Consider the following 24,143-nt stretch of genomic DNA (forward strand, 5'->3'; position numbering starts at 1 on the left):
GGCCCTCCCCTCAAGGGGGAGGGGACGCAGACTGAGGGGGCGGTTTTGGGGGAGACCGACGCGGTGCCGCCGCACACACGGCGTCACCCCGGCGAAAGCCGGGGCCCAGTTTGGGGATGTGGCAAAGGAAACTGGATCCCGGTTTTCACCGGGATGACGGCGTTGAGGGCCTGGTTTGGTGACCCCGCCCTCACAAGGGGGAGGGGCCGGCCGACGGATTGATGACGAATTTGCAGTCCTCTCCCTCCCCCTTGAGGGGCTTCCAAGCGGCCCGGAGGGACAAATCGCTCCAGTGGAGCGATTTGAGCGCGGAAGGCCATGAGAGCTATGCTCGAATGGCTGGTCAGGGTGGGGGTTCTGCGCGCTCCACACGCTCCTGCCTCGCGACAACCGCAGCACCCTCATTCCCCACCCCCACCCTAACCCTCCCCCTACAGGGGGAGGGGACGATGACTGAGGGGGCGGCGCATCCGCAAACACGGCGTCACCCCGGCGAAAGCCGGGGTCCAGTTTGGGGATGTGGCAAGGAAACTGGATCCCGGCTTTCGCCGGGATGACGGAGGTGGGTGGGGCGAGTGCGGGCAGCAAGCCCGATCCGTCTACACCGCTTCGAGGAATGTCTCCGCCGTCTTGAGATCCACCGAGACCAGTTGGCTGACGCCGCGTTCGGCCATGGTGACGCCGAACAGGCGGTCGACGCGGCTCATGGTGATCGGGTTGTGGGTGATGACCATGAAGCGGGTATTGGTGCGCTGGCGCATGGATTCGAGCAGGTTGCAGAAGCGCTCGACATTGGCATCGTCGAGCGGGGCGTCCACTTCGTCGAGCACGCAGATTGGCGCGGGATTGGTCAGGAACACCGCAAAGATCAGGCTCATCGCGGTCAAAGCCTGCTCGCCACCGGACAGAAGCGTCATGGTCTGCGGCTTCTTGCCGGGTGGGCGGGCGATGATTTCAAGGCCGGCTTCCAGCGGATCGTCGCTTTCCACGAAGGTCAGCTCGGCCGTGCCGCCGCCGAACAGCGTGGTGAACAGCTCCTGGAAATGCGCGTTGACCTTGACGAAGGCCTCGTTGAGGCGGGCGCGGCCTTCCTTGTTGAGTGACTGGATGCCGGTGCGCAGCTTGGCGATGGCTTCGATCAGGTCGTCGCGGTCCTTCACCATGGTATCCAGCTTCTCCTGGACCTCGATGGCTTCCTTTTCGGCGGAGAGATTGACCCCGCCCAGCCGCTCGCGCTCGGCCTTGAGCCGATCAAGCTTCTGCTCGGTGGCGCCCTCGGCGGGCAGCGCCTCTTCGGGGCGAATGCCGGAGACTTCCAGGGTCTTGCTGGCGGGGATATCGAGGGTTTCCTCGATCTGCCGCTCGATCTGCATGCGCTGGGCGATGATGCCCTTGAGCCGTTCGTCGATGCGGGTCAGCTCGATCCGCGCATTGGCAAGCAGGTCACTGGCGGTCTTGAGCGCCTTGTCGGCCTCGCGATAGCCGGTCTGGGCGACATTGAAGGCATCCGACGCCGCCTTGTGTTCGATCCCGGCAGTCTCGATCTGCTCTTCAAGCGCGGCGCGGCGGGCGGCAAAGCCGTCCGGCGTTTCGTTGACAGAGGTCAGTTGCGCGGTGACTTCGGCGGTGCGGCTGTCCAGCGTCGCCAGCTGGGTCATGGCGCCATCGCGGCGGCGCTGCCAGCTGGCGCTGTCTTTTTGCAGCTGGGTCAGGCGGCCCTCGCGCATGCGCGCCGAGGTTTCAAAAGTGCCGAGCTTGAGCCGCGCCTGCTCGGCGCGTTCGCGCAGGCCCGCGAGATGGATCTGGCTGTCTTCGGCCAGAACGCTGGTCTCGTCCTCGTCGCCGGCATCGATCATCGCCTCTTCGGCATCGGCGCGAATGGCTTCGGCTTCTTCGAGGCTGGTGGCGAGGCGGAGGCGCGCCTCCTCAAGCGCGCTCTGGCGCGTGGTCAGATCGCCGATGGCGCGCTGGGCCTTGTCGACATCGGCCTGGGCCGCGCCGATGGCGTGCTGGGCCGAACGCCAGCCTTCGCGATGTTCGCGTTCGGCCTGGCGGGCGGCATCGAGCGCCGCGGTCAGCGATTCGACATCGCGTTTCCAGGCATTGCGTTCGCCGCGGGCGCGGGTGATTTCCTCATCGAGTTCGGCGAGGCGATTGCGCTGGGCCAGGCGCTGGGCGGCGGCGCTCGGGGCATCGGCGGCGGCGATGAACCCGTCCCAGCGCCAGAGCGCTCCGTCCAATGTGACTAGCCGCTGGCCGGGCTTGAGTGCATGCATCAGGCCGGGGCCGTCGACGGCATGGATCAACCCGATCTGGTCGAGCCGGCGTTTCAGCAGCGCGCTGCCGGTGACGTAACGCGACAAGGGTTCGGCAGCCTGGGGCAGGGCGGCGTCATCTGTGTGATCGACCGGCACCGACCAATGCATCGGGGCGCCGGCATCGGAAGAGGCTTCGAGATCGTCGCCCAAAGCGGCGCCGAGCGCGGTTTCGTAGCCGGGGGCGACCTTGAGTTCGTCGACAATGGCCGGCCAGAGGCTGGCGCCGACATTGAGCATCTTGCCCAATGTGGCGGCTTCGGACTCGATGCGCGTCAGCGCCGCTTCGATTTCCTGGAGGCGCGGGCGGGCGGCGTCGAGCCGGTCCTGCGCATTGGCGGTCGCCTCTTCGGCAGACATGGCCAGCTCTTCGGCTTCGGCGGCGGCGGCTTGCGCGGCTTCGAGGCCGGCACGCTTGAGACTGAGGGTCTCGTCGGCATCGAGGCTGGCCGCGACAGTCCGGGCTTCCTGCTCGACACTGGCGATTTCCTGGCCGAGGCGGGCAATGCGGGCGGCGGCATCCTGGGCACTGCGCTGGGCCTGGGCGCGGCGGGCGCGCACCTGGGCCAGCGCATCGGCGGCGGCGCGGGCTTCGATTTCGGCTGTTGCCACGGCGGCGCGAGCCAGGTCGGCCTCGCCACGGGCGCGATCGAAATCGGTCTGGGCGGCTTCCCCCTCGACAAACAGGCGCTCTTCTTCCTCTTCATAGGCAGCCAGGGTGATTTCGCTTTCGGCCACCAATTCGCGTTCGCGTTCGCCATCGGCGGCCAGCTGGCGGATGCGGTCTTCCAGCTCGGCGCGGCGCTGGTTGTTGCGGCGTGATTCTTCGGCCAGCTGTTCGGCCAGGATCGTGTAGCGCTGCAAGACGGCGCCGCTCACCGCTTCGCGGTCGCGCAGCGGCTGCAGGGCGGCATCGGCGGCTTCGAGCTTTTTCTGCGCCTGCAGGTGCAGGTGATTGGCGTCGGCCAGTTCGCGGATCAGGATCGCCTGCTGCGCCTCGGTTTCCTTTTCGGCGAAGCGGGCGGCGACCCAGCGGATGTGGAACAGCGTCGCTTCGGTGCGGCGGATATCGCCCGAGAGGGTGCGATAGCGAATGGCGAGGCGGGCCTGGCGCTTGAGGGTTTCGAGCTGGGTTTCGACCTGGCCGATAATATCGTCGACGCGCTCGAGATTGGTCTCGGCCGCGCGCAGGCGCAGCTCGGCCTCGTGGCGGCGGGAGTGGAGACCCGAAATCCCGGCGGCTTCTTCGAGCAGGGCGCGACGGGCGGTCGGCTTGGCGGCGATCAGCTCGCCGATCTGGCCCTGGCGTACCATGGCCGGGGAATGGGCGCCGGTCGAGGCATCGGCAAACAGCAGCTGCACGTCGCGGGCGCGCACTTCCTTGCCATTAACACGATAGACCGAACCGGCCTCGCGCTCGATGCGGCGGGTGACTTCCAGGATATCGGCATTGTTGAGGGCGGCCGGGGCGGTGCGGTCGGAATTGTCGAGGACGAGGGTGACTTCGGCCGAGTTACGGCCGGGGCGATTGCCGGAGCCCGAAAAAATCACGTCATCCATGCCCGAAGCGCGCATGGCCTTGTAGGAGCTTTCGCCCATCACCCAGCGCATGGCTTCGACCAGATTGGACTTGCCGCAGCCATTGGGCCCGACAATGCCGGTCAGTCCCGGCTCCATATAAAGGACGGTCTCGTCGGAAAACGACTTGAAGCCATGCAGCTTGAGGCGGGAGAATTTCATGGCGCGGTGCTCACGCACGCAAAGACAAACACCCCGGCGCGAGCCGGGGTGAATGGGGCAGGCTGATACGGCCGGTCCGCAAACCGGACCTGGCTATCAGGAAACCAGCGGGTCGATTTCGGCCGCAAGCTGTTCAAGCGTCTTGCCCCCAGAGAGCGTCTTGCCATTGATATAGAAGGTGGGTGTACCCTGAAGTCCGAATTCGTTCAGCGCCTGATCGCGCAGGGCTTCCATCCCGGCGAACAGCTCCTGATTCGTCAAGGCGGCGTCGAAGGTTTCCTGGGTAAAGCCCAGCTGCTTGGCGATCTCAAACAGCGCGTCGCGCGGCGCGGGCGAAGCGCTCCATTCCGGCATGGTCTTGAAATAGGTGGTGACGACATTGTGGTAATTGGTCTCGCCGGCGGCTTCCGCCAGCATGAACACCGCCGCATCCAGCACATTGCGCACGAAGGGGCGCAGGACGAACTTGACCTTGCCGCTGTCGATATAGTCGGCCTTGAACTGGGGATAGACCTCGTTGTGGAACGTGGCGCAGTGCGGGCAGGTCGGCGAGGCATATTCGATGACGGTCACTTTCGCCGCTGCATCGCCCAGCATCCGGTCGGCAATGCCGCCGGCCGGGGCCAGGAGCTTGGCCTGATCGACCACATCGCCTTCACCGGCAGTCGCAGCACCAATGCCGGAAAGGCTCAGTGCGCTGGCGGCGGCGGCAAGGATAATGGTATCGCGACGGGTAAACTTCACTTCAGACGCTCCTGGGTTCAATTTGCGCGACACTACACGGGGAGAACGTGTCGGCAAGTAGGCACATGGATCAACAGAGGGTGAACACACTATCCGCCGTTGTTTTCCGATCTGCTGGAGAGTGCGTGGCCCAATGCCCGCAACGCCTCCCGCAGCCCCTCATCTTCGACCCCTTCGACCGAGGCCCCGACCTTTGCAATCGTGCTCTGGCTCGGTTGACGCTGTTTTTGCCCCTTATCGCCTGAATGGGGGATGAATGGCTCGATCGACAGGCGAATCTGGCCCACCAGCACATAACCGAAATAGCGATTGACCGCCGCAGCAATGGCCGGCCCCTCGTGGGAAATAGCCATGGCATGGCCGGGCACGCAGCGCAGATACAGCGTGGCGCCCTCGGCACTGCGCTCGCCGCGCGGCCAGGTCAGCTTGTCAGGAATGGCGACGCTATCATAAGGACGCGGCGCCATGGCCGCCCAATGGGTCATGATATCGCGGCTGGCAAAGCCGCGTTTTTTCAGCATTGGATCAAGCGCGCCCGACAATGCATCGGCCACCGTGACGGCACGATTGCGGCGCTTGGGTTCGGGCGGGGATTTGCTGGCCTGGCTCATGGGCCATCTTCTAGCACCGGTCGCGCCCGGCAAGAACCCCCGTCCCTCTTGTGGAGAAGGGGCTGCCGGGATTATCCCTCTGGCATGCACCTGCCATCTCCTGCCCCCATCGACGCGCCAGCGGTCCTCGACTGGTATGACCACCATGCCCGCAGCCTGCCCTGGCGGGTGCCACCCGCCGAGCGGGCGCGGGGCGTGGCGCCCGATCCCTATCGGGTCTGGCTCTCCGAGGTGATGCTGCAGCAGACCACCGTGGCGGCGGTGAAGACCTATTTCCTGCGCTTCACCAGCCTCTGGCCAACGGTGTTCGAGCTGGCGGCAGCGCCGCTCGAGGCGGTGCTGGTGGAATGGGCGGGGCTTGGCTATTACGCGCGCGCCCGCAATCTGCATGCCTGTGCGGTGGCGGTGGTGCGCGACCATGGCGGCGTGTTTCCCACCACATCGGCGGGTCTGCAGGCACTGCCCGGAATTGGCGCCTATACCAGCGCTGCCATTGCGGCGATCTGCTTCGATGAACGGGTCGCCGTACTCGACGGCAATCTCGACCGGGTGCTGGCGCGCTATTTTGCGCTGGCCGTACCGGTGCGCGAGGCCAAGGAGGAGCTGCGCGCCGCCCTGCAGGCAGCGGTCCCGGCCCGCGCCGGCGATTTTGCCCAGGCGATGATGGACCTGGGCGCCACCATCTGTGCACCGCGCACGGCGCTCTGCATGCTGTGCCCGATCCAGCCGGGATGCGCGGCCACGGCAGCGGGCGATCCAACGATCTATCCGGTCAAGCCGGTCAAGGCCGAGCGGCCGGTGCGCAAGGGCCATGCCTATGTGATGCTGGACAGTGCCGGCGACGTCTATCTGCAGACCCGCCCCGACAAGGGCCTGCTGGCCCAGATGACCGAAGTGCCGGGCTCCGACTGGTCTGCGGCGCTGCCCGAGCCCAGTTATCCGGCCCAGGGCGCGTGGCGCCATCGCGGGCAGGTGGTCCATATCTTCACCCATTTCCGGCTGGAACTGGAAGTTTGGTCGGCCGAAGTGACGCCGGACGGCCTCGATGGCGGCTGGTGGGCCGAGCCAGGGGCGCTGGCGGGCGAGGCCTTGCCGACGCTGTTTCGCAAGGTGCTGGCCGAGGCGGGGCTGCAATAGCCAGCTTGCGCCGTTAAGCGCTGGCAATGGTTGCCAAAATCCTGTTTGGTGCGCCCGGTTTGGACCAGAGACCTTCATGACCTATGCGATTAGCCTGGATCCGGCGCGGATCTATTGTGCCCTGCCGGCCCCGGCCTATTTCAGACGGGAATTCGAGCGGGTGGGGGCGCGGCCCCCGAAAATCCGCATCCGCTATCGCCAGACCGACAATCCGCCACATGACGTGTTGATCGAGCGGCGCGGAGACGGCTTCACCATCGTGCTGGAACAGTCATCCGCGCGGCTGTTCACGCGATTCATGCGCCATAAGGTCTGCGCCTATACCTATTGGCTGAGCCTGTGTGCACCGGCAGTGACGGGTATCACCGTCAATGCATCGGATGGGGAAGAGGTGTCGCGGGCGCGGTTTTCGCCCTCGGTGCGCTTCCCCCAGCATGTGGCGCTGCCCGATCCGCATTTTTTCCAGAATCTGGGCTTTGCGCGGGCGCGGGACGCCGGCAGGCAGGCGCCCGACTGGCATGGGCGATCCGACGAAATCGTCTGGCGCGGTGGCATGAATGGCACCGGCTGGATGAGCCTGGAGCCGCAGGATGCCGACAATCCGGCCGTGCTGCAGCGCATCCGCATGGTGTTCCGGCTCAAGGGGCTCGATGGAGTGGATGCCCGCCTGATGGATATGCACCGCAGCGTTGCCCCGTTCACCGCTCTGGCCGATGCCCAGGGACTGCTGGCGGCGCCGTTGCCGGCAACCACCTGGCTGGGGCACAAATTCGCCATCGATATCGATGGCTATACCAATACCTGGTCCAACCTGCTGGTGCGCCTGCTCTATGGCTGCTGCGTGCTCAAGGTCGGCTCGCAATTCGGCTATCGGCAATGGTATTACGATGCCCTGCGTCCCTTCGAACACTATGTGCCGGTCGCGGCGGACATGTCCGATTTCGCCGAAAAGATTGACTGGGTGCGCAGTCACCCCGCCGAAGCCGCGGCGATTGCAGCGCGGGGGCAGGCGCTGGCGCAGACGCTGACCTTTGCCAGGGAGGCGCGCCGGGCGGCGGACCTGATCGAAGCGCATTGGGACCGGACGGAGGTCTAGGCTGGTATCGCGGTATCGGCGAGCATGGCCTCGAAATAGGCGATGGTCTGGCGGAGGCCCGCGTCCAGCTCGACCCGGGGCGACCAGCCGAGGCTGTGCATGGCAAGGCTGATATCGGGGCGGCGCTGGCGCGGGTCGTCGATGGGCAGGGGGCGTTGCACAAGGCGTGAGCGTGACCGGGTCAGCGCAATGACCTGTGCGGCCAGTTCGCGCATGGTGAATTCCGTCGGATTGCCCAGATTGACCGGACCGGTCACCTCGGGGCCGCTGTTCATCAGCATGACCAGGCCATCGAGCAGATCATCGACATAGCAGAACGAGCGGGTCTGCCGGCCATCGCCGTAAAGCGTGATGGCGTCGCCCTGCAGTGCCTGAACAATGAAATTGGCGACGACGCGGCCATCGGCCGGATGCATGCCGGGGCCATAGGTATTGAAGATGCGCGCCACCTTGATCGCCACGCCATGCTGGCGGTGGTAATCGAAGAACAGGGTTTCGGCGCTGCGCTTGCCTTCATCATAGCAGGCGCGCGGCCCGATCGGATTGACGTTTCCCCAATAGCCTTCCGGCTGCGGATGGATATGGGGATCGCCATAGACTTCGGAGGTCGATGCCTGCAGCACCGGGACGTCGAGGCGCCGGGCCAGATCCAGCATATTGATCGCGCCCAGCACGCTGGTCTTGAACGTGGCTATGGGATCGGCCTGGTAATGCACTGGCGAAGCGGGGCAGGCGAGGTTGTAGATCTGGTCGACCGCCAGTGTCACCGGTTCGCTGACGTCCTGCTGCAGCAGCGTGAAACGGGGGTGACCGAGCAGGTCGGCAATATTGCGTTGCGCGCCAGTGCGGAAATTGTCGAGACAGACGATTGCATGGCCCTGGGCCAGCAGCTTGCGGCACAGATTTGCGCCGAGGAAGCCAGCGCCGCCGGAAATCAGAATACGTTTAGTCATAATCACTTAGGCGCGCCCCCACCGCGTGCGGGTGCTTAGCGCCATTCGCGGTGGAGGACAAGGCGGCCACCAGGCTGCGGGCGCCGCCGTCTATTGGCGCGCGAGAAAAGCACCGTCGGGGCGCGTTTCCCACCAGGCCGGATTGGCGGCGTTGAACCGGGTTATCGCGTCCCAGCGCGGCGTGCTGTCATCGAGATGGCGCAACGCACCCCAGCTGCCCCATTTGCTCGGTGCCGCCACGTCTACGAACAGGGCAAAGGCCTTGCCGCCTGCCGCTTTCCAGGCATCGAGCAGGGCGGTGTAAAGTGCGCCCATCTGCGGGGAGTAATTCAGCGCGATGTAGAACGCGGTCAGTTCCGCGTTGTCGAGCGCGGCCTCGACACCCACCACATGCGTGCCGCCCTCATACATGACGAGGTCCAGGCCATGATCCCGGGCGATGCCCGCCTGTCGGGGAAAAGCATGATCGGCCAGCCCGGCAATGCTGTCCTGGCTATTGCCGGTGACCGAGCCATCCCGCAATTCGCGCGCAGCCAGGGCGATGGCAGCGTCGAACTTGTGGGCCTGGATATGGTCGGCCAACGCCTGGTCCGCAAGGCCAAGGGCCTTGCCGGCGGCTTCGGCCTCCGACCGGCTAAGAGCAATCCAGCCGAGCACCAGATCGGCCTTTTCGCCCCCCAGCTGGGCGCTGAAATAGCCGGTGATCGCATAGGCATCGAAATACGCGGCCGGCGGGCGATGGTTTGCCGGATCTTCAGCGATCCAGAGCGGGGCTTCAAGGATTTCGGTTTCCAGGCCCTCCCAGCCTGAATGGGTTGCGATGACCTTGACCAGACGATCGGTTTGTCCGGCAAAGGCCGCCTCCCAGATCCTGGCCATCTCCATGGCCCGCACTGCATAGAACTGGACCCAGCTATTGGGGCGCCCCCACCGCAGGCGTCCCTGCTCATCGGCCCATTTTGCCTGCTCGAAAATGAAGTTCCAGACTTCGTTGGACAATTCGACATGCACCTTGAGGTCGTCGCGAAGCCCGTCGCGCACCATGGCGGCGAACTGGGCCATGTAGTCATTGCTCGCCAGGTGAGGCATGTTGAACCAGGGGTCGGCGCCAATGCGATTGGCCAGCGCCAGCATGATCTCCAGCGGCGCGCCACGCCGGGTATAGGTATAGTCGCTGACCTGGGGCCGGCCGGCCCAATCCGACTGGGTGGAATTGTTCGTCTGCATCCAGTCCATGAACCGCAGCATGCGCATGTTCTCGATCAGCGCCAGCCATTGGGGATTGAAGATCTCGCCCGCCTCATAGGCGGCAATGTCGCGTTCGTGGACGATGGTGATGTTGCGGATATACTCCCCGATCCGGCGTGGATCGGTCCGCGAGATGACCACATTGACGATGGTATTGTCGGGCGTGACCTCGAACCAGAGCAATCCCGGCCGGCTGGGCCTGCGGGGCGCGCCGCCGGCCCTGACCTCGATCTGCCCTTCGCCTTCATAGGTGAGCCGATAGACACCGCGCGTGGAAACCGCGCCCACCGGCAGGTCGGCGAGCAGGACTGTACTGACCGATTCAAGCGCCGGGGGTATCGCCTTCAGCCACCCCTGTGTGTCCAGATAACCCTCATCGGCCAGGCGCTGATGATCCCAGCCGCCCCATTGCCCGGGCAGATGCCCTATCCAGGTGCTCGCGGTTTTCATGATGTCCAGGAACGGCAGCTGGCTGGCGTAATAGTCGAGACCGCTCAACCCGATGCCGACGGACGGATTGCCCAGTTCGCCGGCCTCGGTTGCCTGCGCGCGTGCCGGCAGGCTCCAGAGCTGGGCCGTGCAGAGTGCAATTGTGAACACGAGTGCGGCGAGAAACTTGGGGCGCATGGCGGGCGTGGCTCTTATGGACAGGTCGGCGGCTAGGACTTGGGCGTGGCCCGCAGATTGGCATCGGCGCGCGACCGCGATTTCGCCCAGGGCGCGGGTTCCGATTGCCGGTGCCGCGGCGTTGCCGCGCTGCGCGATGCGCTGCCCAATTCTGCATGGCCCAGGATTGCCCCGGCCAGCAACCAGGTGAGGGGGACCAGAGTAGCGTTGGGCAGAAGATCGAACAGGTTGGCAGCGTAGATCAGCGCCAGTGGACCGGCATAGCGCGAAAGCTTGGTCCTGGCGGTGAAGCTGACGCGCGCCAGGACCAGCAGGGGGAGTGCGAGAAGCCCGAATTCGCCGACAAAGCCTGCCCATCCGGAGACGCTCATCACTTCGATCCAGCGTCCATCGATGACCGACAGGCGCTGCCCGGATATCACATCGTGCAGGTGGTTGCGCGCCCAGCCGCCCCAGCCGAACAGGGACCGTTCAGCGGCATGTCCGATCAGCAGCGCCTCGTTGTTCAGCCGGTAGACGAGCGAACCGGCGCGATCGGCATCGAAGGACATGGCCTGGGCAACAATCCAGTCGACGGGAACGAGTTGGGCCCCGCGCAAGGCAGGGTAAAGCAAGGCCAGGCAGGCCAGTGCCGCCGAAACAGCAATTTGGGCGCGCTGGCGCATGAACAGCACAACGGGGGCCAGGAAAACCACATAGACCAGCACGCCGGCGCTCTTGCACAGATACAGGACCACCAGCAGATAGAGCGCGGCGAACATGTAGCGCGTGCGCATGGGGCCAGCCTCGGTTCGCGCCAGTGCCAGGGCCGCCAGGAAGGTCATCAGCGCGAAGAGCGCCACCCACAGGCCATGCGGCATGAAGACGATGGGCCGGAAGCCGCCATACCGCATCATCTGCCCAAAATCGTGCTGGAAGAAGCCATAGACCCAGACATTGATCTGCGGACTGAGGCGAACCTCGATCAGCATGGGTATGGAATAGATCAGGCCGGCAATCACCAGGGCGACGAGGATGTCGCGCAGCGCCTCGTCGTCGTGCAGGAGCGCGCGGCCAAGCAGAAAGGGAATGGCGACGATGATGCGTTCCAGCACCATTGTCGGCAGTTCTTGAATCTGCATGCCGGGCAATCCGCCATAACCGAACAGGATGACATCGGAATTGGTCAGGACGGTGCCGATCGGACTGAGGATGAAGATCGCCAATAGCAGGCGGCCCAGCATCGACACCGGCAGCAGCTTTGGCAGGCCCTCCTTCGCAGTCGCCAGGGCGAACAGCGCACTCAGACTGGCGATGGCGAATTTATCGAGATCGGGCAGGATCAGCAGGTCCAGGGCGGCCCTGGGCGGCAAGATCATATAGCCGCCAAGTATCGTCCAGATCAGCGCCCGACCCGGCGGCAGGCGACGAAACAGCAGGATCGTCACCAGCGGCCAGACGCACAGCATCAGATAGGCAAGCATATTCGGCATGGCGATCCGGCGGTTCTGAACTCTTGCGGACCATCCTAGCCGCTCATCGGGCGGATCGGAAACGCGATCCATCCGGTTGGTTGATGATCGCGCGAAGGTGACCAGGCCCGGGCTGGTGTCCGGGCACCCGGCAACGCGCCGGGGTGCCGCAATCCTGCCATTTCTTCGTCAGCTTCAGCAAGCGAGGCGCGAGAAATCCAAAATCGCAGGCTGTTTCGAGCAATGTGCTTGCTCACGCCTGTTTTGTATTGGAAAATACAAACTGGGCGTGCCCATCCGGCGGTCGCCTCGCTGGAGAATAGCATGTTCTCTGAGATACTTACCAAGCACTGGGACGCCATCGTCATCGGTTCTGGCCTGGGGGGCGGCAGCGTTGGACGGCAACTCGCCGAACAGGGGGCCTCGGTATTGTTTATCGAGCGCGGTCCTGCCAACCCCGCCCAGATCAGCGCGCAGGACGACCCGAGCAGCGACTTTGAGCGCGGTCTTTGGCAGGTGCCGGTCGATGGGACCATCGATGGCCGCCTCCAGAAATTCCACGATGCATTCGGCGCGGGCGTTGGCGGCTCCTCCACCTTCTATGCCGCAACGCTGGAACGCCCCGAGCGCTCCGACCTGGACGACAGCCCCGCGCGGCCCCATCCGACCGGGGGATGGCCCGTTGGCTACGACGCCTATAGTCCCTATTTTGCCGAGGCGGAAAAACGCTTTTTCGTCTGTGGCGAACAGGACCCGCTATCGCATGACCTGGGCACCCTGCTCAGACCCCCCGAGCTTCCCGCCGGCGACATGGCACTGATCGAAGATTTCCGCCGCCACGGCCTGCACCCTTACCGCAACCATATGGGTGTTCGGTATGTGCCCGGCTGTACGAATTGCCTGGGCCGCGCCTGCGGTCGGAACTGCAAGATGGAAGGCCGCTCGGCGGGGGTCGAGCCGGCGCTGGCGACCGGCCGCAGCGCGCTGCTGGCCAATTGCGCGGCGATTGCCCTGCGCGGCAGCAATAACACCATTTCGCATCTGGACGTGGAACTGGGCGGCGTCCGCCATGCCCTGCGGGCCAAGACCTATATTCTGGCAGCCGGTGGCTTCGGATCACCGCGCCTGTTACTGGCGTCGCGATCCGATCAATGGCCCGACGGCCTGGCGAACGCCTCGGGCCTCGTCGGCCGCAACCTCATGTTCCATCTGCTTGAATCGGTCGTGATCTGGCCCGAGCGGCGGACCAGGATCAGTGCCCCGTCCAAAGCGATAACCCTGCGCGACCTCTACTGGCACGAGGGCATGCGACTGGGCGCGCTGCAGTCGGCGGGGCTGGATGCCCTATATGGAGAGGTGTCGTACGCGCTCAGCACGCACTTGACCGGTTCGGCACTTGGGCGGCTGGCCAATACGCTGAAGCTGAACTCGGCGCTGGCCCGCGTTATCTATCGGCGGCGCGGGACCGGCAAGGTGTTTCGGGCCATCATCGAAGACCTGCCCTATGAGCACAATCGGGTCGTCTTCGATCCCGATAATCCGGAGCGCCTGCAGTTCAGCTACAATTTTTCCGACGAATTGCGGGAGCGCCACCGGGCCTTCCGGCAATTGCTGCGCCAGCGGCTTTCGGGCCAGCGGACCATGTTTCTCAAGCCCAAGCCCGAACTTGACATCACCCATGCCTGCGGGACGCTCCGGTTTGGCGACAATCCGCGCACCAGCGTACTCAATGCGGACTGCCGGGCCCATGACGTCGAAAATCTCTATGTGGCCGATGCAAGTTTCTTCCCCACCTCGGCCGGGATCAATCCCGGCCTGTTGATCGCGGCCAATGCGATTCGCGTCGCCGATCGCGTTCTGGCAGCGATGCGCTGATGCCGGGGCCTGCAGGGGGCAACAAAAAGGCCGCCGGGGCAAACCGGCGGCCAGTTAATAGAGCCTGAGACGTGATTGGAGGTCAGGATCAGGCAGAAAGCAAATCAAGTTTTGCACGGACACCCGTGCGTAGATCGTCGATCGGGACGACGCGCCCGTTCTGGTCGTAGTGCCAGAAGGTCCACCCGTTGCATGCCTCGGCACCCTGAACCAGCGCGCCCACCTTGTGGATGGAGCCCTGATGCGAGCCCGAGACGAGTGACCCGTCAGCACGGACCATGGCAGAGTAACGTTTTGTTAAGTCGAAAAGTTGCGTGCCCGGTTCAATCAATCCCTGTTCGATCAGCGAGCCGAACGGAATGCGGGTTTCCTTGCGCTTCGGCGTGACCGATTGCAGGGCCTCGAACACACTGGGGCGGATCGAGGCGATGCGCTTGCGAGCGGCCGACACATAGGTGTCCTCGCGCTCGATGCCGATAAAGTGGCGACCGAGCTTGCGGGCCACGGCGCCGGTGGTGCCGGTGCCGAAGAACGGATCCAGCACGATATCGCCCGGCTTGGTCGTGGCATTGAGAATGCGGAACAGCAGTGCTTCCGGCTTCTGGGTCGGATGGACCTTGTCGTCCGCCTCGTCCTTCAGCCGCTCGGCCCCGGTGCAGATCGGGAACAGCCAGTCGCTGCGCATCTGCGTATCGTCATTGGCCAGCTTCATCGCCTCATAATTGAAGGTGACGCGGCTTTTCTGGCTCTTGGCGGCCCAGATCAGGGTCTCATGCGCATTGGTGAAGCGCGTACCCCGGAAGTTCGGCATCGGATTGGCTTTGCGCCAGACGATGTCGTTGAGCATCCAGAAGTCCAGATCCTGCAGCGCCGAGCCGACGCGGAAGATGTTGTGATAGCTGCCGATGACCCAGAGGGCGCCATCGGGTTTCAGCACGCGGCGCGCGGCCTTGAGCCAGGCGCGGGTGAAGGCATCGTAATGGGCAAAGCTGTCAAACTTGTCCCAGTCATCATCCACCGCATCGACCTTGCTCTGGTCAGGGCGGGTAAGGCTCTGTTCCAGCTGCAGGTTGTAGGGTGGGTCGGCAAAGATGAGATCAACCGAGCCGGCCGGCAGGGCGTTCATGTGGTCGATGCAATCGCCCACAAGGATGGTATCGATGGGGAGGCGGGTAGCCTCCTCCGCAGCGGCTGTGACAGCCGTACGCGCGGTACGCAACATATACTTAACCCTAACGCAGTACTAACAATGCCGTTATAGCGCGTCAGAGTTAATGGAGCGTTTGCAAGGGGTTAGCGGGAGGTTAAGACGGCGCTCCGGCGACGGCACCGGCGGCCAGCCGCACCCGCTCCCAAGCCTGCGCAACCGGGGCAAATTCCTCACGATGATGGCGGCAGGGGCCGTGATCGACGAGGGCCCGCATATGCTGGGCCGTCGAATATCCCTTATGGCCGGCAAAGCCGAAATTGGGCGCATCGCCATCCATGATCCGGCACATGCGGTCGCGCGTGACCTTGGCGACGATGGAAGCAGCCGCGATGGAAACGCTGCGCCCGTCGCCGCCGATCAGCGCCAGACCTTCGCAGGGCAGGCCCATCGGCACGTCGCGGCCATCGATCAAGACACGGTCGGGCGGCAGGCTGAGGCCAATGGCGGCCTGCGCCATGCCCCAGAGCGTGGCACCGCGAATATTGTGCGACAGGATGATCGAGGGCGGCGCGACGACCACCGAGACGGCAAGGGCCGTGGCCACCACCTGCTCGAACAGGGCCTCGCGCTGCTCTTCGGAGAGTTTCTTGGAATCGTTGAGGCCTGCCGGGATGGCCCTGGCGTCGAGGACGACGGCGGAGACCACGACGGGGCCAGCCAGCGGGCCACGCCCAGCCTCATCGACGCCGGCGACAATGCGGGCGCCGCGGGCCTGGGCGGCCAGCTCATGGGAATAGTCGGGAGCGGTCTGTGCGTCTGATTCGAACAACATGGGACGAGCATCCGCGCGGGCGCGCGCAAGTCAATCGCCAGCGTTCACAAGCCAGCCAGCAGCGCCTCACGATTGGGGACGAAGCGGTGATTGCCGATGGCATTGGTCTCATAGACGAAGTCGCGCAGCGCCGTGCTGGCGGCGATGGCCTCCGAAATGTCGCCAACAATGACGAGCCGGCAATGATAGTTCTGCAGTTTCTGGATGAAATTGCCGGCAAGGCCACTGCGCAGGCGCAGGAAGTCGGGAACCAGCCGTTCGGCGGGAATGATGATCACTGTCGCATTATGGGCAAAGGCTTCGCCCAGAATGTCGGTGGCATCGCGCTCGCTGCCCACCGGGGCGCCAATGGGGTCAAGTTCCAGCACGATGGCGTCGTTGGCCGTATATGTCTGCATTTGCGTACTCATTTCTATCGTCGTGTCGGCAAGTCCTGCTATGGTTATCCACCGGGGGGCCGGTCGCCAGAGTTTGCCATGAACAAGACTATTCTCGCCATCGCCTTGCTTGTCAGTATGATCGTGCCGACGGCTGCAAAACCCTTCCACCATCCTTATGGGGAGTGGCGCGAGTATAACCAGGACTGGCTCGCGGCCTGTCCGGATGCGATCGACGAGGACGCGGCGGACTATTACGGATTTTCCTGCTTTGCCAGTACCGGCAGCCCGGACCTGAATGCGGCGGGCCTGCCCGCCTATAAGCTGACGCTGATGCTCAACCGGCTGACCGGGGACATCGACATTGCGGTCACGGTGGCAGCGGACGGGGTCGAGGTCGACCAGAGCAGGCCGCTGATCATGACCTTTGGCGGTGCGCTGCCCATTCGGCTGGATTTCAGCACGGACCTGGAGACGCGCTACAACACGACCAATGTGTATTATGTCGCCGAACCCGACCGGAGCGCAGCGCTGCTGGAGCAGATGAAATCGCGCAATGCCGTTACGGTGGCGTTTCCGATCAGTGCTGGCAACCAGCAGGTGCGCGAAGTGCGGTTCTCGCTGCGCGGCACCATCGCCTCGCTTGACTTCATGACCACCTATGCGCGGCGCGTCGCCGACTATTGAGCGTTTAGCCCTGCACCCAGCGGCCGACATAGTCGACCATTTCTGCATGGCGGTCCGGCTCCGGCGCGACCTCTGCCAGTTCGTTGAGGCGCAGCACGCCACTGAGCAATTCGACCCGTTCGCGGTCAATGCTTCTGCCGGTCAACGTCTCATAGGCGCTGATCGTCCGCTCGGTGAGGTCTCGGGCGATGAAGTTGGAATAGATGAAATCCTGCTGCAAAGCGCCAAAGCCTGAATCGGAAAAGTCGTAGACGCCATTGAGACGGTGGGCCGAATGGTCGAATGCCATGTTCCAGCCATGGCCGTCGAAGAAGCCATAGGTGACGCCATGAGGATCGGGGGGCAGGTCCCGCCAGGCGGTGATGGTTCGCTGGGCATAGGAGTGCAGGTTCGGCGGCAGCAAGGGCAAGGCGCGGTCGAGAATGGCGTCGGGCGCCAGCCATTCGAAGATTGGCCGGGCGCCGACATCGGCCATGACGTGATTATCGATGGCATGCAACTGGCTGTAGAACTGCGCCAGCTCCGCCGCCATGCGGTCGCGGGCCGAGACAGGCAGCGCCTCATACTGCTCCGTCACGAGATGTTCACCCCGCAACTTCTTGTGGCGGGAGAACAGGCGCGGCTCCTGATAGAGGGTCAAGTCCGGCACCGGCATGGTCAAAAATGGCCGGACAGCAGCGAGGATGCTGGCTTCGCGGATCAACGCCGCGCGGGCCACCTCATTGCGCGGGAACTTGAAGATCAACGCATCATCGACATCCAGCGCCACGCTGTCCCAGCCGGTCGATAGCAGTTCAAACGAGGCGCAGGCCAGTTCCGGGAAACGGGCGAGGATGACCGATTGCAGGGTATCAAGGGTCATGTCGCGCATGAAATGTCCTTTCGCGGCTGGCCCAAGGCCCTTAGCGCCTGGGACTTTGGAGGGCAAGGCGGGCCGGGAGACGGAGCAACTCAAGACTGATGCAGTTCTACTCCTGCACCGCCAGAATGTATCCAATGCTGCGCGGGAATGGCACCGCGAGTGCACAAGGCTGTCTGCGGCGCTGCCTTTGGAGCGCAGCGCCGCAGATGCCTAGAACAGGCTCATCTGCTTGTCTTCAACCTTGGGGGCGAGGAAGAGATCGTTGCGCAGGCCCGGTAGCTTGTCGACGAGGCCGTAGCGTTCGCGGGCCTTGTCGAAGCGTTGGCGAAGCAGGGTGGCGTAGGGGCCTTCGCCAGTCATGCGCGAGCCAAAGCGCGGATCATTGTCGCGCCCGCCGCGCGTGTCGCGGATCAGGCCGAGGACGTGGCGAACCCGGTCCGGGAAGTGGCGCAGCAGCCACTCGCGGAAGATATCGCGCACTTCGCCCGGCAGGCGGACCAGGATCATCGACGCGCCCTTGGCCCCTTGGGCAGCGGCGGCGTCGAGAATGCGTTCAAGCTCCATGTCGTTGATCGCCGGGATCATCGGGGAAGCAAATACCGAGACGGGAACCCCAGCTTCCGCCAGCAACCGGATGGCTTCCAGGCGGCGGGCCGGCGAGGAGGCGCGCGGTTCCATCTTGCGGCTGAGCTTGTGATCCATCGAGGTCATCGAGATCGCCACCTTGACCAGGTTCAGCTTGGCCAGTTCGGTCAACAGATCAAGATCGCGGATGATCAGCGCCGACTTGGTGGTGATCATCACCGGATGGCGGGTCTCCAGCATGACTTCGAGGATGCCGCGGGTCAGCTTATGCTTGCGCTCGGCGGGCTGGTACGGGTCGGTATTGGTGCCCATGGCGATGGCCTTGACCTTGTAGTTCCGAGCGCCGAGCTCGGCCCGCAGCGCCTCGACCGCATTGGTCTTCACATAAATATCGCGCTCGAACTCGATCCCGGCGGAATGGCCAAGAAAGGCGTGGCTGGGCCGGGCGAAGCAATAGGAACAGCCATGCTCGCAGCCGCGATAGGCATTGATCGAGCGATCAAAGCCAATGTCGGGGCTGTCATTGGAGGTGATGATGGTCTTGGCGCGTTCAGTGTGCTCGACCGTCTCGAACAGCGGCAATGGCTCGACCGTGCTCCAGCCATCGTCAAAGCCCTCGCGGCTCTGCTTTTCAAATCGGCCGGAATGATTGGACTGCGCGCCCCGGCCGCGATTGCGGCTGGGATCGACCAGTTCGCGCCGCGCGAGATCGGCGTCGCGGCTACGGCTCAAGCGTTCCAGGGCTTCAAAGGATGGGGCCTGATAGAGGGCCATGTTCCGTCTCCCAATAGCGCCGGGGCGAGGGGGAATCACCCGGTTCGACGTCAAACAAAGCTAACAGGAGTTGCGGAACATAACAAGAACAAGTAGAAAGACGAGGGGATGTATCATGTTTCCAAAATCAAGCCCCAAAGGGGCATTGCAAGACTTTACGGGCCGGGATGAGAAGGAGTAGAGAACGCGCCCCGGCATTCTACCGGTCTGGCGATCACTGCGCCGCCAGCCCGCCAGCCCGCCCGCCCGCTGGGGCCAGTTCCATATCGATCAGCTTGCCGACACGTGCTGTCACAAGCAATTCGCATTGCCGTGTCGAATACCGGCGCCGTTCTTCGTCGCTGGAGCGATGACATTCATTGAGAGGGATTTGAGGATGACAATGGAAGCAACCATGGATGCTGCGCCCGAACAGGCGCCGCACCACCCCGTCAATGCAGCCCGCAACCGGCTGGTCATTGTCATTCTTCTGGTCTCGACCTTCGTGGTGTTTCTCAACGAAACCATCATGAGCGTCGCCATTCCGCACCTGATGAAGGATCTGGGCGTCACGGCCAGCGCCGCGCAGTGGCTGACCACGGCCTTCCTTCTGACCATGGCGGTGGTGATCCCGGTCACCGGCTTCCTTTTGCAGCGGATCAACACCAGGCCGATCTTCGTGGCGGCCATGAGCATCTTCTCGCTCGGTACCCTGGTCTGCGCGCTGGCGCCGGGCCTCGAACTGCTGGTGGCCGGCCGCGTGGTTCAGGCCACCGGCACCGCCATCATGATGCCCCTGCTCATGACCACGGTGATGACGCTCGTTCCCCTTGAGGGACGCGGCAAGACCATGGGCAATATCTCGATCGTCATGTCCGTGGCCCCCGCCATCGGCCCGACCATTGGCGGGTTCATCCTCGCCAATTTCGACTGGCGCTTCATGTTCTATTTCACCCTGCCCATCGCCATCCTGACGCTGGTTCTGGGCGCCATGCGCATCCGCAATGTGTCGACGCCCCGTTTCGCGCCGCTTGATGTGTTCTCGGTAATCGTCTCCGCCCTGGCCTTTGGCGGCCTGGTCTACGGGCTGTCCAGTCTGGGGGAAGCCTCCGAGCACGGTTCGGCCATACCCAGCTGGGTGCCGATCGCGGTTGGCCTCGTTGCCATGGCAATCTTCGTCTGGCGCCAGATTGGGCTGCAGCACCAGAACAAGGCGCTGCTCGACCTCCGGACGCTGCAGCACAAGAACTATACCTTTGCGCTGCTGACCATGGCCGCCGCCATGGTGGCGCTTCTGGGCACCTCGATCCTGATGCCGATCTACACCCAGAGCGTGCTGGGCCTCGATACGCTGCAGACCGGCATGATCCTGCTACCCGGAGGGTTGCTTATGGGGCTGCTCGGCCCGGTGGTGGGGCGGCTCTATGACCGCCACGGCCCCCGGCCGCTGCTGGTGCCGGGCGCGATTATGGTTTCGGCCGTGATGTGGGCGCTGACCTTTGTCGGCACCACTACCCCGGTCTGGGCGGTCATTGCCGGCCATATCGTGCTCAGCGTCGGGTTGGCCTTCACCTTCACCCCGCTGTTCACCGCCTCGATGAGCTCGGTGCCGATGCCGCTCTATTCTCATGCCAGTGCCATTCTTGGCTCCGTGCAGCAGGTGGCAGGGGCGGCCGGTATCGCCCTGTTCGTGGCGGTGATGAGCCTGCGTACGGCAGCCGGTGCTGCCGAGGGACTGGTGGGTAATGAAGCGCTGGCCGCCGGGATCCGCTCGGGCTTCCTGTGCGGCGCCATCATTTCGCTGCTGATGGTCGTGGCGGCGCTGTTCGTCCGCAAGCCGGCCTCCACCGCACCGGGTGACACCGCCGTCCATTAGCGCCGGCGGGCGTTTTCCCGAGAACGGTCAAACCAATCGGCCCCTGCCGCGACCATCGCGGCAGGGGCATTTTTGGACAACACTGCTGTCGGTTGGGGGAAATCCTGTCGGGACCGCAAGGCCGCAAGTCCGCCGCAATCGAACGCTTTGCTTACCTTTCGAGGCTAAGAAGCACGTCGCGGGGGCGGGACGTGGAACCAATCGACAATTTTGCGGTGATCCTGCCTATCATCCAGGCCTCCCTGGGTGTGGTGTTTGCCCTATTGTTTCGGTCCGGTATCCGCAGCGCCGGTCACTGGGGCGTGGCCTATCTCCTCAGCGCCGCCGCCATCGCCGTCTATATCCTGCCCGTTGATGGCACGGTCCTCACCCTGGTCTCCGACGGACTGTTCCTTGCGTCCTATTTCATGTTTGGCGAGGCCATCATTGCCCGCTTCGGTGTGCCACCGCACCGGCCGTTGCGCCTGGCACTGGGCGTCGGCGTGTTCCTGGCCGATATCTATGTCGTCGTCGGCCTGGAAAGCCTCGGCGCCAGCGTGCTGGTGGTCGATCTCGGCATCAGCCTGCAATTGGCCACGGCCTGTGCGCTGTCCTGGCGGCACATGCTGCGCGGGATCGATCTGGTCATTGGCCTGCTGGCGCTGCTCAGCGTGTTCAGCAATGCCGGCATGGCGCTATTGTTCGGGGTTCTGCTGCCGCCCGGCGAGGATGTGGCGCAGTTCCTTGCGAGCAATTATGCCTTTGTCATGCAATTGTTGGCCAGCGCCTTCAGCCTCTGGTTCGGTCTCGCCGGACTGGCGGCGATCACACTGGATATGCTGGGGAAATATCGCCAGGCGGCCCATCACGATCCGCTGACGGGCCTGTTGAACCGTCGCGGTTTCGAGGTCGCGGCGCGCCGGGTGCGCGGGGCCGAGGGCAAGGGGGTCCTGCTGATCCTCGACCTCGACGGGTTCAAATCAATCAACGACCAGTTCGGGCATGATACCGGCGACCTGGTGCTGGCCGGGCAGGCCAGCCTGCTGCGCGCGATGCTGCCGCCACAGGCGGTGATCGCCCGGTTTGGCGGCGAGGAATTTGTCGCGCTCCTGCCGGGCGTCTCGCTGGCCGAAGGCGGCGCACTGGCCGATAGCGTGCGCCTGGCCTGTGCCGGCCGGGATTGGCGGCAGCTGGGAGTGGATCGTGCGGTGACGCTGTGCGCCGGTGTATCTGCCTATGGTCCGGACGATGTCAGCCTGCGTCATGCGCTGCGATGCGCCGATACCGCGCTTTACGCCGCCAAGGCAGCGGGGCGCAATCGGGTCATGCTCGGGCGTGACGGCGCTGTCGAGCCTGTCGGCGGGGGAGCCGCCTGAGCCAGATCAGCGCTCGTCGAGGCGCGGCATCAGCTCGACGAAATTGCAGGGCTTGTGGCGATAATCGAGCTGGTGGCTGAGGATACCTTCCCAGGCATCGCGGCAGGCGCCGCGCGAGCCGGGCAGGCAGAAGACGAAGGTGGTGCCGATCAGCCCGCCGGTCGCCCGCGACTGCAGTGAACTGGTGCCGACGGTGGTCGCCGAATATTGGTGGAACAGCACGGAGAACCCCTCCATGCGCTTGTCGAACAGGGGCTCGACCGCCTCGGGGGTGACGTCACGGCCGGAAAAACCTGTGCCCCCGGTGGTCAGGATGACGTCGACCCCGGGATTGGCGACAAAGCCCTGCACGGCCTGGCGGATCAGCTGGATATCGTCGCGCACCACGACGCGGTCGGCGCAGCTATGGCCGTCGGCTTCCAGCAACGACCTGAGCAGGGCGCCGCCGGTATCGGTTTCCAGCGTCCGCGTGTCGGACACGGCAACGACGGCAATGGACAGCGGCTTGAACGCGCGGTCTTCAAATCGTTCCGTCTTGAACATCGCGCTTCTCCTCGGGCGTCTCGATCAATTCCTCCGGCACGGGCGCTTCGCGATCATCCGGAATCTCGTCGCTATCACTATCAGCCCGCGGATCGAGCGCAACGCTTTCCGGCGTCACCTGCTTGTCATTGCCCATCGGCTGGAAGGGCGCGCGGTCGGCGGCGGCCGGAGCATTGCGGATGCGCATGCGCATGAAGGCGAAGAGCGCCAGCCCGCCATGGAAGGTGGCGGTGACGATGAACAGGCCAACCGGCGAAAACGCGCCCATGATCATCGAGGCCACCAGCGGGCCGATGGCCAGGCCAATGCCCAGGATCAGCAGCATGCCGCCGGCGATCTTGGCAAATTCGCCATCCTTGGCGAAGTCATTGGCATGGGCGACGGCGACGGCATAAATCGGGTTGGCCGAAAAGCCATAGAGCGCGAACAGCACATACATCATCCAGCCGGCGCCCGGATTGATCAGCACGGTCAAGGCGCCGACCACGGCGGCAGTGCCGGAGAGCCCGATCAGCACCTTGCGCCGGTCGATGCGGTCGCTGAGACGGCCGAAGGGAATTTGCGCGATGGCGCCGAGCGTGGCGGCCAGAGCGAACAGAAAGGCGATGCCGCCGGCATCCAGACCCTGCTGATAGCCATAGACCGGGGCCAGCGTGCCGAAGGACCCATTGGCCATGCCAACCGAGAAGGCTGCAATCGCGGCGACGGGGGAAGTGCGATAGAGCAGCCAGACGTCGAGCTTGGCCGAAGCCAGCGGGCGGGGCTGGGGGCTGGAGGTCAGTGCGGTGGGCAAGACGGCGCAGATGAAGCTGATGGCGCCGATGACAAAGGGCACATAGCCGGCCACCCCGGTGATCGACATGGCGATCTGCCCCAGGGTCGAAGCGGTCATGTTGATGGTGGTGTAGATCGAAAAGATCGTGCCGCGGCTGCGGTTTTCGGCGACTTCGTTGAGCCAGCTTTCCACGATCATCGCCGCGCCGGCAAAACAGAAGCCGGACAGCGCGCGCAGGATGATCCAGCTGATATCGTTGATCAGCAGCAGATTGAGCAGGATGGTGATGGTGCCGATGGCGGCCATCACCGAGAAGGCCCGGATGTGGCCAACCTTGCGCACCACCAGCGGCACGGTGATCGAGCCGGCAACAAAGCCCACCGACCAGCCAGTGCCGATCAGGCCGAGTGCCAGCAGCGAAAAGCCTTCCTCCGCGCCACGCACCGAGAGCAGCAAGCCTTGAAGCCCACCGCCGAACATCAAGAGGGCGGAGCCGAGGAACAGGGCGTAGATCTTGATGACGGACGACATGGCACTTCCGGGACTAGGTG

General features: G+C 64.3%; 19 protein-coding genes. 6 read left to right on the plus strand and 13 right to left on the minus strand.

Translation table 11 applies throughout. The features are described from left to right. Positions 1-599 precede the first annotated feature (599 nt). The 3 genes from BUA69_RS02055 to BUA69_RS02065 all read right to left on the minus strand — a co-directional run bounded on the left by BUA69_RS02055 (position 600) and on the right by BUA69_RS02065 (position 5,410). Positions 600-4,055 (minus strand): chromosome segregation SMC family protein, encoded by a 3,456-nt coding sequence (locus tag BUA69_RS02055; protein WP_046135664.1) that lies wholly within the window; start codon positions 4,053-4,055, stop codon positions 600-602. 96 nt (positions 4,056-4,151) lie between these two features. Next, entirely contained in the window at positions 4,152-4,799 is a 648-nt protein-coding gene (locus BUA69_RS02060) for a thioredoxin domain-containing protein (RefSeq protein WP_052950596.1), read from the minus strand. An 89-nt stretch (positions 4,800-4,888) separates the two neighbouring features. Continuing rightward, positions 4,889-5,410 carry a DUF721 domain-containing protein gene (locus tag BUA69_RS02065; protein ID WP_046135663.1) on the minus strand — a complete coding sequence of 174 codons (522 nt, stop codon included), beginning with the start codon at positions 5,408-5,410 and terminating at the stop codon, positions 4,889-4,891. 84 nt (positions 5,411-5,494) lie between these two features. Here BUA69_RS02065 and BUA69_RS02070 point away from each other — a divergent pair, with 84 nt between their 5' ends. Continuing rightward, positions 5,495-6,547 carry an A/G-specific adenine glycosylase gene (locus BUA69_RS02070; protein WP_046135662.1) on the plus strand — a complete coding sequence of 351 codons (1,053 nt, stop codon included), beginning with the start codon at positions 5,495-5,497 and terminating at the stop codon, positions 6,545-6,547. 76 nt (positions 6,548-6,623) lie between these two features. Then, positions 6,624-7,643 carry a glycosyl transferase family 90 gene (locus BUA69_RS02075; RefSeq protein ID WP_046135661.1) on the plus strand — a complete coding sequence of 340 codons (1,020 nt, stop codon included), beginning with the start codon at positions 6,624-6,626 and terminating at the stop codon, positions 7,641-7,643. Here BUA69_RS02075 and BUA69_RS02080 read toward each other — a convergent pair. From BUA69_RS02080 to BUA69_RS02090, 3 genes are all read right to left on the minus strand, one after another. Beyond that, entirely contained in the window at positions 7,640-8,596 is a 957-nt protein-coding gene (locus BUA69_RS02080; protein WP_178371385.1) for a UDP-glucuronic acid decarboxylase family protein, read from the minus strand. The genes BUA69_RS02075 and BUA69_RS02080 overlap by 4 nt on opposite strands. A gap of 90 nt (positions 8,597-8,686) precedes the next feature. Then, positions 8,687-10,471: a hypothetical protein gene (locus BUA69_RS02085; RefSeq protein WP_052950595.1), complete on the minus strand. Its 1,785-nt coding sequence runs from the start codon at positions 10,469-10,471 to the stop codon at positions 8,687-8,689. A 32-nt stretch (positions 10,472-10,503) separates the two neighbouring features. Further along, positions 10,504-11,943: a membrane protein gene (locus tag BUA69_RS02090; protein ID WP_046135659.1), complete on the minus strand. Its 1,440-nt coding sequence runs from the start codon at positions 11,941-11,943 to the stop codon at positions 10,504-10,506. A 303-nt stretch (positions 11,944-12,246) separates the two neighbouring features. On the opposite strand from BUA69_RS02090, the gene BUA69_RS02095 reads away from it, so the two are divergent. Beyond that, entirely contained in the window at positions 12,247-13,797 is a 1,551-nt protein-coding gene (locus BUA69_RS02095; protein WP_046135658.1) for a GMC oxidoreductase, read from the plus strand. An 88-nt stretch (positions 13,798-13,885) separates the two neighbouring features. On the opposite strand, the gene BUA69_RS02100 is transcribed toward BUA69_RS02095, so the two are convergent. From BUA69_RS02100 to BUA69_RS02110, 3 genes are all read right to left on the minus strand, one after another. Next, entirely contained in the window at positions 13,886-15,019 is a 1,134-nt protein-coding gene (locus BUA69_RS02100) for a site-specific DNA-methyltransferase (protein ID WP_046135657.1), read from the minus strand. 82 nt (positions 15,020-15,101) lie between these two features. After that, positions 15,102-15,779, minus strand: a complete 678-nt coding sequence (locus tag BUA69_RS02105; protein ID WP_046135656.1) for a ribonuclease HII — start codon at positions 15,777-15,779, stop codon at positions 15,102-15,104. 44 nt (positions 15,780-15,823) lie between these two features. Continuing rightward, a complete protein-coding gene (locus BUA69_RS02110; protein WP_052950594.1) occupies positions 15,824-16,177 on the minus strand; it encodes a DUF4180 domain-containing protein in 354 nt (117 codons plus the stop codon). A 78-nt stretch (positions 16,178-16,255) separates the two neighbouring features. On the opposite strand from BUA69_RS02110, the gene BUA69_RS02115 reads away from it, so the two are divergent. Further along, a complete protein-coding gene (locus BUA69_RS02115; RefSeq protein WP_046135654.1) occupies positions 16,256-16,843 on the plus strand; it encodes a hypothetical protein in 588 nt (195 codons plus the stop codon). A gap of 4 nt (positions 16,844-16,847) precedes the next feature. Here the strand turns inward: BUA69_RS02115 and BUA69_RS02120 are convergent, their stop codons facing one another. Both BUA69_RS02120 and BUA69_RS02125 read right to left on the minus strand, forming a co-directional pair. Beyond that, complete coding sequence (locus BUA69_RS02120; protein WP_046135653.1) at positions 16,848-17,714, minus strand: phosphotransferase family protein; 867 nt, start codon at positions 17,712-17,714, stop codon at positions 16,848-16,850. A 201-nt stretch (positions 17,715-17,915) separates the two neighbouring features. Beyond that, a complete protein-coding gene (locus BUA69_RS02125; RefSeq protein ID WP_082093857.1) occupies positions 17,916-19,064 on the minus strand; it encodes a PA0069 family radical SAM protein in 1,149 nt (382 codons plus the stop codon). A 376-nt stretch (positions 19,065-19,440) separates the two neighbouring features. Here BUA69_RS02125 and BUA69_RS02130 point away from each other — a divergent pair, with 376 nt between their 5' ends. Continuing rightward, the gene (locus BUA69_RS02130; protein WP_046135652.1) at positions 19,441-20,919 is read left to right on the plus strand and encodes an MDR family MFS transporter; all 1,479 of its coding nucleotides are present in this window, start codon (positions 19,441-19,443) and stop codon (positions 20,917-20,919) included. Positions 20,920-21,110: 191 nt separating this feature from the next. Continuing rightward, positions 21,111-22,274 carry a GGDEF domain-containing protein gene (locus BUA69_RS02135; protein WP_052950593.1) on the plus strand — a complete coding sequence of 388 codons (1,164 nt, stop codon included), beginning with the start codon at positions 21,111-21,113 and terminating at the stop codon, positions 22,272-22,274. Positions 22,275-22,280: 6 nt separating this feature from the next. On the opposite strand, the gene moaB is transcribed toward BUA69_RS02135, so the two are convergent. Further along, positions 22,281-22,817: a molybdenum cofactor biosynthesis protein B gene (moaB, locus tag BUA69_RS02140; RefSeq protein ID WP_046135651.1), complete on the minus strand. Its 537-nt coding sequence runs from the start codon at positions 22,815-22,817 to the stop codon at positions 22,281-22,283. Beyond that, the gene (locus BUA69_RS02145; RefSeq protein ID WP_046135650.1) at positions 22,795-24,123 is read right to left on the minus strand and encodes an MFS transporter; all 1,329 of its coding nucleotides are present in this window, start codon (positions 24,121-24,123) and stop codon (positions 22,795-22,797) included. The genes moaB and BUA69_RS02145 overlap by 23 nt, the downstream gene beginning before the upstream one ends. Positions 24,124-24,143: the final 20 nt, after the last annotated feature.

It is taken from the genome of Devosia limi DSM 17137, from assembly GCF_900128975.1.
Classification (GTDB): Bacteria; Pseudomonadota; Alphaproteobacteria; order Rhizobiales; family Devosiaceae; genus Devosia; species Devosia limi.

Coding starts and splice junctions, on each gene's coding strand:
- BUA69_RS02055 (WP_046135664.1), bottom strand. CDS start 4,055: ATGAAATTCTCCCGCCTCAAGCTGCATGGCTTCAAGTCGTTTTCCGAC.
- BUA69_RS02065 (WP_046135663.1), bottom strand. CDS start 5,410: ATGAGCCAGGCCAGCAAATCCCCGCCCGAACCCAAGCGCCGCAATCGT.
- BUA69_RS02070 (WP_046135662.1), top strand. CDS start 5,495: ATGCACCTGCCATCTCCTGCCCCCATCGACGCGCCAGCGGTCCTCGAC.
- BUA69_RS02075 (WP_046135661.1), top strand. CDS start 6,624: ATGACCTATGCGATTAGCCTGGATCCGGCGCGGATCTATTGTGCCCTG.
- BUA69_RS02080 (WP_178371385.1), bottom strand. CDS start 8,596: ATGACTAAACGTATTCTGATTTCCGGCGGCGCTGGCTTCCTCGGCGCA.
- BUA69_RS02085 (WP_052950595.1), bottom strand. CDS start 10,471: ATGCGCCCCAAGTTTCTCGCCGCACTCGTGTTCACAATTGCACTCTGC.
- BUA69_RS02090 (WP_046135659.1), bottom strand. CDS start 11,943: ATGCCGAATATGCTTGCCTATCTGATGCTGTGCGTCTGGCCGCTGGTG.
- BUA69_RS02095 (WP_046135658.1), top strand. CDS start 12,247: ATGTTCTCTGAGATACTTACCAAGCACTGGGACGCCATCGTCATCGGT.
- BUA69_RS02100 (WP_046135657.1), bottom strand. CDS start 15,019: ATGTTGCGTACCGCGCGTACGGCTGTCACAGCCGCTGCGGAGGAGGCT.
- BUA69_RS02105 (WP_046135656.1), bottom strand. CDS start 15,779: ATGTTGTTCGAATCAGACGCACAGACCGCTCCCGACTATTCCCATGAG.
- BUA69_RS02110 (WP_052950594.1), bottom strand. CDS start 16,177: ATGCAGACATATACGGCCAACGACGCCATCGTGCTGGAACTTGACCCC.
- BUA69_RS02115 (WP_046135654.1), top strand. CDS start 16,256: ATGAACAAGACTATTCTCGCCATCGCCTTGCTTGTCAGTATGATCGTG.
- BUA69_RS02120 (WP_046135653.1), bottom strand. CDS start 17,714: ATGCGCGACATGACCCTTGATACCCTGCAATCGGTCATCCTCGCCCGT.
- BUA69_RS02125 (WP_082093857.1), bottom strand. CDS start 19,064: ATGGCCCTCTATCAGGCCCCATCCTTTGAAGCCCTGGAACGCTTGAGC.
- BUA69_RS02130 (WP_046135652.1), top strand. CDS start 19,441: ATGACAATGGAAGCAACCATGGATGCTGCGCCCGAACAGGCGCCGCAC.
- moaB (WP_046135651.1), bottom strand. CDS start 22,817: ATGTTCAAGACGGAACGATTTGAAGACCGCGCGTTCAAGCCGCTGTCC.
- BUA69_RS02145 (WP_046135650.1), bottom strand. CDS start 24,123: ATGTCGTCCGTCATCAAGATCTACGCCCTGTTCCTCGGCTCCGCCCTC.